Below are 13,575 nucleotides of genomic sequence, written 5' to 3' on the forward strand. Positions count from 1 at the left end.
AAGGTTATTCGTCATTAGTTGTCGTGCACAAAGATATCTTCATTCAGTAATGTCGATAGCATCTGAGCCTGATCGGACACATCCAATGTTAGGCCTTGTGCTAAGTTCTCCACTACGATGCTTTGCTCATCGCCACCCATCCCTTCACCATTCGGATGAATGTTGAGTGTGACATCGTTGTTTTGCACTTCCACTTGTATATGGTCAAGCAGCTCATTGATATCCACACTTGATGACTTAAGCTCAGGAAGCACATCACGAAGGTCGATCTTATCCTCTTGGCGAGTAAAGTCGGTAATGGTATCTACCGCGCCGTCTGAAATCTCATGCCAAACAAAGACATCTTCTCCAGTACCACCCGTTAAGATATCAGACCCGAGCCCGCCTTCAATCACGTCATTACCTGCTCCACCGATGATGGTATCGTTGCCGTCACCACCCACCAAGACATCTTTACCATCGCCGCCCTCAATGCGGTCATCACCAGCACCAGATTTAAGCTCAACGCCCGTGTCATCACCGATCAGCTCTACCGGATCCAACGCCGAAGATTGGTCAATATCCGTTCCATCTGCGACTACGTTTAACGCGATATCAAGCGGAGTTGATGTGGCGGTTTGGCCGTCATCGTTAGACACCGCCTCAAGCTGGATGGTGTGATTACCGATGCCTGCCCCAACAATTTCAATACTGTCAATTTCATCTGCGGGGATCGTATACACACCACCAACCGGAGATACCTCGCCTGACGACGTATTCACAATCGCCCCCGCAGGCACTTGTGACATCTCTAAGGTGAGGATCTCATTGATATCTGTTAACGCAGCAATGATACCGACAATGGCAATGCCGTTGTTACTGGCAGTCAAATTGGCAGAGATATTGCGCACATAGTCAAAGCCCGGTTGTACCGACAATGTTGGCGCATCAGCCACCGGATTAACGCTAATCGTATGATCTTTCGTGGTTGTTAAAGGCATGCCTGACGGATTGCCCGAGTCTGTTGCAGTCACTGAAAGCGTAATATTGGCAGCCGTTGCGAATCGGGCGTCTAGCATTACCCCTTCCCCACTGTTTGGCGCTTCCAAAAGGGCGTTAACTTCTGCTAGTGGTCCAAGCAAGGTAATGCTACTGCCTGTCGCTGGTGTCACGCTTATGTTGCTTGATGCGGGTAACACAGCACTCAACTCACCGTAACTCACCTCTAGTTTTACGCTAATCAAATCGCCCGCGTTGGCGCCAACATAGTCCACATCGCTTACGCTGATACCAGAAATTGTCTGAGCCGCCGCTTCATTAATATTTGAGGTAGCGGAGTTAACATCAATCTCCGGAGCATCATTTTCACCTTCCACGGTAAGGGAGATGGTGCCACTATCAGTCAGGAAGTTATTTACACCATTATCCGTACCGTTATCTTCAATCTCGTAAGTGATTTCAACATCACCATTGAAGTTTAAGGCAGGGGTAAAGGTCCATGTACCATCAGAGTTTTCAACAATTGATCCTTGCGACGCTAGCACACTCATTGAAGTAATGGTCAATGTATGTCCTTCAGGATCTGGGTCAGTACTCAACCCTGGTCCTATTAACTGCGAAGGACTAATTTGAATAGCGTTGTCTTCAGTAATCGTGCCTAAATCAACGTCCGCAGCCGTTGGTTGATCGTTCACTTCAGAAACGTTAATCACAAACTCAGCTTGGTTTTCGTTTGATGTTGCATCCGTTCCATCAACAAGACCAAGATTGCCATTGTCGTTAACCGTTGCGGTGACTTTCACACCATCTGGATCGAGAATATTGTTGCTGTTTAACGCAGGGGTAAACAGCACTAAATCTTCCCCAAGCGCTTTGTTGATTGACTCAACCGTACCTTGAATCTCTATGGTATTGCCGCCCGTGGTCGTCACGATCAAGCCATTAGCAGCGGCCACTGACGCATCTTGAGCAAGCGTTCCGCTGTCCACGGTTAATGTCAGCGTGTAGTTAGCATTTGGGTCATCGAGTGTGGCGTCAACATCGTTAATAGTGAAGCCTTTCACAGCTACTGTGGTGTCTTCTTCGGTTTGTAAGTCCGCGATGGCATCAAAGTATGGACGATCATTGACTGCTTCTACCGTAACACTCACTTCAAGCTCACTTTCTGGGCCATAGAACTTATCGCCGTTGTACTTAGTATCGACCGACTGTACTTTGATAGTCAGCTTGTCTGGATCCCATGTACCTTGGTTTTGCTCACCCGAGTTAAAGACAATTTTATCCAGTGATTGTGCATCGACCTCTAACTGCCAAACTCCGCCGCCTAAGTTGGTCGCTAATGTCACGCCATCGGCAAAGTAGATTTCACCACCATCAGGAACATTTTCCACCGTCACCAGTAGCGTTTCTGGTTGGTCTTGAGTGGCATCGCCCGGCAGCAAGTCCACTTTGTCAGTCACGCTGGCATTGATGGCAATTTCAATATTTTCCCCTTCTTTGCCAGTCACACTTGCCACTGCATCGGTGTCCACAACATCCCCAACCGGAGTAACATCGATACTAAATTTACCAAGATGCTCAACAGGTACACCAAGCAACTTCTCTTGGGTATAAACCACAATGCCAATATCTGCCTTGCCACTAAAGTTCGCCGCAGGCGTAATGGTAATTGACGACAAGTCAATGCTGGTTACATTTGGGCTACTTAGTTGAATCGTCCATTCACCACCACCGTTGTTTTTGACAACAAAGTCGTTCGATGTACTGTTCACGATAAAGTCATCAGGCAGTCCGGTCAGTTTAACCGACAAGAAAACTTCCGAGCCATCGGTATCATTAAGCGCAATCATTAGACCTGAGCCACCGGCATTCAACTTAATGTCAGTATCTTCGTCGCCAACAACCACGATACTGGTATCGTCTGGCATGGTGACAGGGTCAATCACTGGCGTTATCTTAAACGATGCATCTGAGCTAAAACTCAAACCTGACTGTGTATCCGGAGTCTGGGTTGTCGACGTTTGGTCAAAGACGGTTTGATCGGTAATAGTCCCCGTCACCTTGATATCCACGGTGTTGAGGTTGTTACCTGTCGGGTAGTTTTCCTTAGGCACAAAGTAGATCGATTGCAGAGCCGATTCGATATCATCAGGATTGGTTGACTCTATGACCAACTTACCCGGCTCTGTTGGCGACAGCGGCTGACCATTGATGTCAGCAAAATAGCCGAGATCACTATCCACTAACTCAATTTCTACTTTAGTAAGAACCTCTTTGCCTTGATTATCTGCATTTCGCCCATCGGCAAGATTAATATCGACAGCAAGTTTGATCAGGTTGTCTTCCAACGCATCACCGGAAATTGTTGCGCCTGTCCCTTTAGCAACCGATGACGCATTCACGTCAATGGTTGGCGTCACATTGTCACCTGGCTGAAGCGTTCCGCCGTCTGCAACCGGTACATCCACAAGAGGGCTCACAGCAACGGGCACATCAAATCGCACAGAGTTTTCATCGCCTGACTTCGTGTCTGTGGTCACCACCGTCATAGGGATAAGGAAATCACCTGCATAATCATTTGGTGTGGTAAATGTTAATCCCGCAGGGAAAGTCAGAATACCAGTGTCACTCACGCTACCTTGGAAGATATACATCTCATTAGCAAAGTCGTATTGAGCGCCCGATATGATTAGCCCTCCTACTTCAGCAGGGATATCCGCAGCGGCAATGACTACCGTCACTTGGTCTGCTACCGTGTCTGCCGTATTAGGTTCCAACTGGAATACCCTAGACAGTTGTGAGCTCACATCAAAGGCATTGTCTTCGGTGCCAATCACAATCGCTGTCACATCGTCAGTCAACGTGATTGGGTCAATCTCCGCAGCAACACTATCTTGAGTATCCACCGAGTAAGGGAAAATAAGATCAACCTCTGTACTCACTTCACGTGGGGCACTGCGCTCACCTTCGTCACCTTTGTCAATCACTTGAGTGATGAACTCAACAGTAATTTTACTCTCTCCAGTGGGTGTGTTGTACTTCAAGCCGTCAGGCGCAGCGATAGAGAAGTCTTCCTCATTGACAATCGTCCATGAACCGTCACCGTTGTTAATACCGCCAAAGACATAGAGTTGGTCCAATACCGCATCGGTATCTTCACCCGCAGGGATTTTAAAGCGCACCACTACTTGTTCAACTAGCTCCTCAGAGCTTGGGTCGAGGTCTTCAAACACGACGATATTGGCGTCGCCATTTTTATCATTGATGGTGAACGAGATCTTGCCATCATCTGAGCCTTGATTGGTCGGATAAGGGTCATCACGTATTTCAGTCACTGGGTTACCATCTTTGTCTTCAATCCGCAATGTGCCATCAGGTTCAACAACCGGATTGACGATCATGGTGATGTTGCCAGTCACCTGCGCCTCTTTGATCAGCGTAGGATCATCTGCATCCACTTCTTTAATGGTAATCGTACTGGTAAGCGGGAAGTTCTTACTCGAGTCTTGCGGCGGTTTAACCGTAATAACTGGCGCAGTGCTCGACTGATCTAAGCCGCTAATCGTTAATGTCGACCCATCAAATGTCGCACCCGTGTACTCGTCCCAAGGTTTACCATTAATCTCAACGTCTACCCAAGGGTTATCCGGGTCATTTGTCGGCGGGAACCCAGTAATTTCGATTTGAGAGACATACTCGTAGTCGCGTCCATCTGCCGTTGGCTGACTGTCCGGAGCGTCAATTCTGTTTGGCGCATTTGGATTCGTGGTCACATTCCACGGAATTTCAATGAAGGTATCTTCACGGCCAGTTTCACTACTGGTGTAAGTGTTGGTATCACCACCGGCTTCGATAACAGGCTCAATGTTAACCCGCAACTTACCTTCGACTTCTCGCACATGACCATCGTTTTCGGTAACGATCACTTTGGCGTCGATAATAATGTCGTCGGTAGAGTATTTTGACGGACGAATCGTAATGCCCGCATCGTATTCATCTTGCGTAATATTCGCTTGATAAAGTGAGCCATTCGGTCCTTCACCAACATAAACTAAATCAATTGTGCCGCCATTGGCATCAAGTAGCTCAACATCATCCGGAATGTTGCTCAAAATGGCAGATAAAGACTCAGAGTTGTCAGTAACACCATCTTTAACCTCGCCCGATAGTACGGCGAAGCTAATACCGACTTCTGTACTTTCATCTATGGTAACTTGCGCGCCAAAAATACCGGAACCATCGTCATACTGATACCACTTACCGAGCTCTGGCCCCCCTGAAGCTGGATCTGGCTCTTCTGGCACGTTTGGAAGAAATGGCAAATCAGCCACCCCTTTTACAGTCACATTGACCGTTTTAGGAGTGTCTGTCATCGGCTTGATGTTATCGACTTGCTCTGGATTGCCAGAAGCATCGATCAATGTAGCGGTGTCTTTAACAAAGCCCTGCACATCAAATCTAAAGTTCTCATTGCTGTGTAAAGGCGGTTGCACCTCAACAAATGGTAATGCCTCTTGAGGCACTTGATATACCCCTGGCGAAACTTCAACGATTGGGTCATCGCCGCTACCAATCCAACGAACCTCAAAGCCAACTAACGGATCGCCATTCTCTGCAACGAAATTACTTAATCGCACAAACTGCGTTTCTGAATTGTCGTCTACGGTGTCAATATCATCTGTAGAACCTAAGGTAATCACTTTATCTAAGGTAAAATCTAAGTGATCTGTATCAGGGTCGATGGTGTCTTGCGTGGCAGCATTATCTTCAAAAATGGTAATACGGTTAACACTAAATGTGCCTTGGTCAGCTTGCGGAGCAACATTAATCACCAGCTCTTGCTTCACCGATTCTGCTGTATTTTTACCCGCTAAAGGATTGTCTCCTTCTTCAGTCAACGCATATACATCGAATGTAATTGCACCAGAAAAGTGATCAATAGGGTTAACTTGCACATCATTAATATCGGCAGCATCAATTAAGTACACCCCTGAAGAAACAGGAGTAATCGGTTGTCCTGCACCATTCTCTAATACAAACTTACCTTCACCACCGGTCACTTCTAAACGATAAGTAATCGACTCTGGATTACTGGTATCTTGAGTTTGAGCTTCAATTTTAAGTACCGCGTTAGCATCATCTTCAACAATTGAGTAGCGGTCTTGAGTATTGGTGGTATTCCAAGTCGCGATATCGGCGACGGCTTCTACTTCAATATGCAGTTGAGAAGTCACGGTGTGGTCAGTGCTGTTATCGTTCAAGATAGATACAGCAATCGGAATATCAAAACCCGCGTCAGAAGAAGAATAGTTTCTATCTGGAACGAAATAGAGATTCTCAAGGGTTGCCACATTATCACTACCGATGCTTTGCACGACATCGCCACTCAGTAGGCGAACGCTACCATCACTCTCTACATTAAGTGCTTTGTAGGTGGAAGTGGCGGCATCAAAGAAGTAGAACTGTCCGTTGTAGTTACCCGGACCAATAACCACATCGCCAATTTCCTCACCGTTATCGATATCAAACAGATCGACCGTGAGCGTCACTTTACTCGGCTCAACCGCCAGTCCACCTTGATTGTCTTGCGTGTTGCTCTGGTCAATAGCAGGAGCAAAAGTTAAGGTATCCGAGCGCCCTGAATCCTCGAATGAAGTTACAGTAGCACTTTTTATCTCTGCATCTTTGTCAAAGATCGTTACTGAATAAGTACGAACCGAGGTATCCTGATCGCCATCCGTCGCGGTCACATTCAAACTGAATGTTAACTCACCACCATCATGAGTAAGGCTGTCTACTGGCGTAAAGAGGAATCGGCCACGCTGTGAATCATCTGGGCGAATTTCCAGCTCACCTAAGCGTTCATAATTGAAACCACCATTGCCATCTGGTCGCATTTCGACCACATAAACAGTGGTGATGGAGCCATTCGGGTCAAGGCTTTCGACATAAGTATCCGCTGCAACTTCAAAGCGAATTTGGGAGTCAGCAGTACTGTTTGCCTCAACTAGCGTGATTTCCGCACCATCCGCACCCGGTCGACCAAACATGTTGACATTAGTACTGCGTGTTTCACCTTCTGTTACCTCAATCGAGCGATTGGCAATACGCGGGACATCATCAACCACATTTATTGTCAGGGTTGTTTCACCCGTTTCATCGCCATCATAGTCAACGGCTTTAATGTCAAAACCAATAGGTTGCGCATTTTGTCCTTGCACGGGCGCATGGTCGAATGGCTGCAATAGAGTAAAGGAGTAGGTGTTATTAGCGTTGTCAAAAACCAGAGTAAAGACCGCATCGCCATCGGTTTCGGTAACCGCAGTATGAGTAACCGTGTCACCCGACTCAATGACCGTATCCCAAACCAATCCTTGATTGTCTGATGATAATGAATCAAGCAGCGTATCTAAGTTCGTGATTTGGTATTCGGCAATCGTATCTGCCCCTTCAACCACGGTAAACTGGCCATCAATTGTGGTACTTTCTTTGGTTCTATCCGAGCCAATATTGGGGATATCGTCCTCGTCAACGCTTGTCTGTCCAGTAGTTCCTGTCAAAGATGGCTTGTCATCATTGATATCAACCAAAACTGTCTTACTGCTAGTATCCCCGTCTTGGTCTTTCGCAACCACGGTAAAGCTTAAAGTGGTGAGATCTGAGCCTTGAGCGTGATCAATCGGCGCGAGTAGTTTAAAACTGTAGTCACCATTAGCATTGAGTGTCAGTTCAAATACATCCACACCGCCCGCTTTGGCTGTATAAACATGCTGATTGGTCACGGAGTCGATGACAGGTGCACCAATAGTCACATCAACGCCACCAGATTTTAACCCTGCAACGGGATCAGACGTCGATTGCAGACTGTATTGTATAACGGAATCCGCGCCTTGAGTGGTGTCGAAACTACCTGTGTCAGTCAACTCCGCGGCATCAGGGCTAGAGCCCGTCGATAAATCATCTTCATTGACACTTAATCGATCAGCCGAGTTGATATTAGGAATATCATCAATCACCTTGACATTGAGCGGCAAAGGCGTGCTTTGGTCATTATCATTATCGACCACGCTAATATCGAACCCAATAGACAAGCTATTTTCAGCTTGAGATAGATCCTCGGGGTGATCGAGCGCTTTAAGCAGAGTGAATTGGTAAGTTTTAGCGTCAATATCAAAGACCAGCGTAAACACATCTTCGCCCGATGCGGTTTGCGCAGTGTAGGTAAACTGGTCACCATTTTGAACTGGCGTATCATCACTCCATTTTAGCGTTTCTCCACCAGAGCGCAGTGTATCGAGAACCGTATTTTGGTTAGCCACCACGACCGATTGAATACCATCAGCACCTTCGGTGTAAGTAAACGTACCATTGGTTGAACTGGACTCTGTGCGATCAGAACCGACATTAACTATGTCATCTTCATCAACATCGGTTGGTGCTGAAATCGAATCAATACTCGGCGCATCATCATTGATGGTGACAGGCAAGGTAAACGGACTTAAATCGCCATCTTGGTCTTGCGCTTGCACGATAAAGTTAAGCAGTTCGCTGTCTGAACCGGTTTGGTGATCAATCGGCTGTTTTAGCTCAAAGGTGTAACTGCCGTCCGCTCTTAACGTCAGAGTAAACACCTCGACACTGCCGGCTTTCGCCACATAGGTGTAAGTGTTGTTGCTGCTGTCGATAACCGGATTTTCTAGCGTTATCTGCACCCCACCCGACTCAAGTCCATCCACTGGGTTGTTACTTGGGTCAAGACGGTATAGCACCACACCATCGGCACCTTCAGTGGTGTCAAAATTACCACTGGCACTGAGCGGGTCCGAACCATCGGTTCCTAATGGTGTTAGGTCGTTTTCATCCACCGATAGTGGGTCAGCATCGGTAATGGCTGGCACATCGTCTGTGACTTTAATTGTCAGCGTTTTGGGTGGTGTGGTGTCATTGTCAAAGTCGGTCGCACTGATATTAAAACCAATATTAATGTCGTTCTCACCATCCGCCGTAGCGTGGTCGAGCGGTTTCAATAGCTCAAAGCGATAACTGTTGTCATTGGTATCAAACACCATGGTAAACACGTCATCACCCGAGGCAGTTTCAGCGGTGTAGGTAAAGACCGTGCCGTTTTGCACTGGCGAGTCATCACTCCACTTAAGCGCTTCGCCACCGGATTTCAGCGAAGTAATGTCTGGTGAAGTAGTGTCAATTTGGTAGCTTTTGATCCCATCGGCACCTTCGACAATATCAAAATTGCCCGTGACATACGTCAGCTCTTTATCATCATCTGAGCCCTGATGCGCGGTGGTGTCGAGGTCATCCTCGTCCACGTCGGTATCACCAGTAAAACCGCGTAAAATTGGCGCGTCGTCGTTAATGGTGACAGGCAAGGTAAAGGGGCTTAAATCGCCATCTTGGTCTTGCGCTTGCACGATAAAGTTGAGCAGTTCGCTGTCCGAACCAGTTTGGTGATCAATCGGCTGTTTGAGCTCAAAGGTGTAACTGCCGTCCGCTCTTAACGTCAGAGTAAACACCTCGACACTGCCAGCTTTCGCCACATAGGTGTAAGTGTTGTTGCTGCTGTCGATAACCGGATTTTCTAGCGTTATCTGCACCCCACCCGACTCAAGTCCATCCACTGGGTTGTTACTTGGGTCAAGACGGTATAGCACCACACCATCGGCACCTTCAGTGGTGTCAAAATTACCACTGGCACTGAGCGGGTCCGAACCATCGGTTCCTAATGGTGTTAGGTCGTTTTCATCCACCGATAGTGGGTCAGCATCGGTAATGGCTGGCACATCGTCTGTGACTTTAATTGTCAGCGTTTTGGGTGGTGTGGTGTCATTGTCAAAGTCGGTCGCACTGATATTAAAACCAATATTAATGTCGTTCTCACCATCCGCCGTAGCGTGGTCGAGCGGTTTCAATAGCTCAAAGCGATAACTGTTGTCATTGGTATCAAACACCATGGTAAACACGTCATCACCCGAGGCGGTTTCAGCGGTGTAGGTAAAGGCCGTGCCGTTTTGTACTGGCGAGTCATCACTCCACTTAAGCGCTTCGCCACCGGATTTCAGCGAAGTAATGTCTGGTGAAGTAGTGTCAATTTGGTAGCTTTTGATCCCATCGGCACCTTCGACAATATCAAAATTGCCCGTGACATACGTCAGCTCTTTATCATCATCTGAGCCTTGATGCACGGCGGTGTCGAGGTCATCCTCGTCCACGTCGGTATCACCAGTAAAGCCGCGTAAAATTGGCGCGTCGTCATTGATGGTGACAGGCAAGGTAAACGGACTTAAATCGCCATCTTGGTCTTGCGCTTGTACGATAAAGTTGAGCAGTTCGCTGTCTGAACCGGTTTGGTGATCAATCGGCTGTTTTAGCTCAAAGGTGTAACTGCCGTCCGCTCTTAACGTCAGAGTAAACACTTCGACACTGCCAGCTTTCGCCACATAGGTATAAGTGTTGTTGCTGCTGTCGATAACCGGATTTTCTAGCGTTATCTGCACCCCACCCGACTCAAGTCCATCCACTGGGTTGTCACTTGGGTCAAGACGATACAGCACCACACCATCGGCACCTTCAGTGGTGTCAAAATTACCACTGGCACTAAGCGGGTCCGAACCATCAGTTCCTAATGGCGTTAGGTCGTTTTCATCCACCGATAGTGGGTCAGCATCGGTAATGGCTGGCACATCGTCTGTGACTTTAATCGTCAGCGTTTTGGGTGGCGTGGTGTCATTGTCAAAGTCGGTCGCACTGATATTGAAACCAATATTAATGTCGTTCTCACCATCCGCCGTAGCATGGTCAAGCGGTTTCAATAGCTCAAAGCGATAACTGTTGTCATTGGTATCAAACACCATGGTAAACACGTCATCACCCGAGGCGGTCTCTGCGGTGTAGGTAAAGACCGTGCCGTTTTGTACTGGCGAGTCATCACTCCACTTAAGCGCTTCGCCACCGGATTTCAGCGAAGTAATGTCTGGTGACGTGGTGTCAATTTGGTAGCTTTTGATCCCATCGGCACCTTCGACAATATCAAAATTGCCCGTGACATACGTCAGCTCTTTATTATCATCTGAGCCCTGATGCGCGGCGGTGGCGAGGTCATCCTCGTCCACGTCGGTATCACCAGTAAAGCCGCGTAAAATTGGCGCGTCGTCATTGATGGTGACAGGCAAGGTAAACGGACTTAAATCGCCATCTTGGTCTTGCGCTTGCACGATAAAGTTAACCAGTTCGCTGTCCGAACCGGTTTGGTGATCAATCGGCTGTTTTAGCTCAAAGGTGTAACTGCCGTCCGCTCTTAACGTCAGAGTAAACACCTCAACACTGCCGGCTTTCGCCACATAGGTATAAGTGTTATTGCTGCTGTCGATAACCGGATTTTCTAGCGTTATCTGCACCCCACCCGACTCAAGTCCATCCACTGGGTTGTCACTTGGGTCAAGACGGTACAGCACCACACCATCGGCACCTTCAGTGGTGTCAAAATTACCACTGGCACTGAGCGGGTCCGAACCATCAGTTCCTAATGGTGTTAAGTCGTTTTCATCCACCGATAGTGGGTCAGCATCGGTAATGGCTGGCACATCGTCTGTGACTTTAATCGTCAGCGTTTTGGGTGGCGTGGTGTCATTGTCAAAGTCGGTCGCACTGATATTAAAACCAATATTAATGTCGTTCTCACCATCCGCCGTCGCATGGTCGAGTGGTTTCAATAGCTCAAAGCGATAGCTGTTGTCATTGGTATCAAACACCATGGTAAACACGTTATCACCCGATGCGGTTTCAGCGGTGTAGGTAAAGACCGTGCCGTTTTGTACTGGCGAGTCATCGCTCCACTTAAGCGCTTCGCCACCGGATTTCAGCGAAGTAATGTCTGGTGACGTGGTGTCAATTTGGTAGCTTTTGATCCCATCGGCACCTTCGACAATATCAAAATTGCCCGTGACATACGTCAGCTCTTTATCATCATCAGAGCCTTGATGTGCGGCGGTGGCGAGGTCATCCTCGTCCACGTCGGTATCACCAGTAAAACCATTGAGCTGTGGCTTATCATCTAAGATAACGATCGGTAACACGCTTTGTGCGGTATCGTTATCAAAATCAGTAGCAATAATTGGCAAACTTATTGTGGTCGAATCACTATCAACCGCATGATCGATAGGTTGCAGAAGCGTGAAAGTGTAATCACCATCAGGCTCAACCACTAAAGTAAAAACGGTACCGTTGGCATTAGTGCCTGTATAGCTATAGCTCAGATCACTGTTTTCAACTTCGTTAATGGTGATCGTCTCACCTTGAGATTTGAGCGCCGCTTGTTGATTAAACGCATCAACATCTAAACGATATTGCTTAACGTAATCACTACCCAAGTTCATATCAACCATGCTGCCTTGAACCGTTTCAGCGATATTGGTTGCCGTACCATCGGTCAAGTTCGCTTCGTTAACGGTAATACTTGGCACATCAGTAAAACTTGGATCCTCACCATCACCGATAGTGACACTTGCTGAAATCGGCGAAAGGATTGGGTTGCCACCACTATCGGCACCTGTGATATCAAACGTGACCACCACTTGATCATTAACTAGCGCGACATTACCACCGCCAACACTAGGCACATGGTCAATCGGTTGATTCAGCGTTGTTGTCAGCGACAGTTGGATGTTTTTGCCAACATTGGTGGTATCGATATCAATCCGCAAAATTTCATCACTGCCATTACTACCCACAATGGCATTTTGCGCAGCATCATAAACAAAGGTTACGTCTTGCTCTGAAGTCGTAATATCAGAATTTAGCTCGTTAATTAGTGCAGAAAGCGAAATGGGATCAGGGACAAAACTGTCAGCATCTAGCGGCAAATCTCCCGCTTCAATCAACACCGTCGTTGTGACTGAGGTCGGATAGCCGTTTGCGGCGTCGAGATCGCCCTCAATTAACAGCTCCGAAATAGACTCCCCCCCAGCAGCAAACACCGTAAAGCGCCCTTCTTCTTGCGGGTCGTCTATTTGATCACGTTGAATACCACTGGTTTCGAAAAAGGTTTGTGCTAAAACTTCTGGGTTATTGTACTCAATGGTTATAAAACCTGCGTTAGCAGAACCAACCACACCGCCAGCTGCCGCAGCTTCTAGTACTTGGGTCGGGTCTTCTCCCGCTAAAATCGCAGCTTGAATGGCTTCAAGCTGATCCGCATCAAAATCTGCATTTTGGCTTAGGTCTAGCGACACATCGCCATCAAGGTCAACACCTTGCAAAGAACCTTGTTCATTATTGCAGGCAACACAGTTTTGAGTGAGGTTTATCGTTTCATTGGTTTCAGCAAGCTCTACACTGGTGTTTTTTGCTGTCACAATGATTTCATCACCATTAAGCACATCGCCAACTTTAAGTTGGCGTACGTTTCCTGAGCTATCAACAGCGATCACTTCGCCGATGATCTTGACGACTTTGGCTCCTTCGGCAACCACTTTCTCGTCCATAAAATTTCCCCCGAAATCTTAAGCTTTATACATCACTTAGTTATTTATTCTTTTATCATCAGAAAGTAACAAATTTTTACACTTAGGTGTTACATTTCAT

The 13,575-nt window shown here is 47.3% G+C and carries 1 protein-coding gene; it reads right to left on the bottom strand.

The window, feature by feature from the left end; genetic code table 11:
- Positions 1-14: 14 nt before the first annotated feature.
- The gene (locus GZK95_RS20090) at positions 15-13,475 is read right to left on the bottom strand and encodes a retention module-containing protein (RefSeq protein ID WP_161987240.1); all 13,461 of its coding nucleotides are present in this window, start codon (positions 13,473-13,475) and stop codon (positions 15-17) included.
- Between the last annotated feature and the right edge of the window lie 100 nt (positions 13,476-13,575).

It is taken from the genome of Vibrio panuliri (assembly GCF_009938205.1).
Lineage (GTDB): Bacteria > Pseudomonadota > Gammaproteobacteria > Enterobacterales > Vibrionaceae > Vibrio > Vibrio panuliri.

Bases quoted from the DNA above. Each gene is read 5' to 3' on its own strand.
- GZK95_RS20090 (WP_161987240.1), bottom strand. From the start codon at position 13,475: ATGGACGAGAAAGTGGTTGCCGAAGGAGCCAAAGTCGTCAAGATCATC.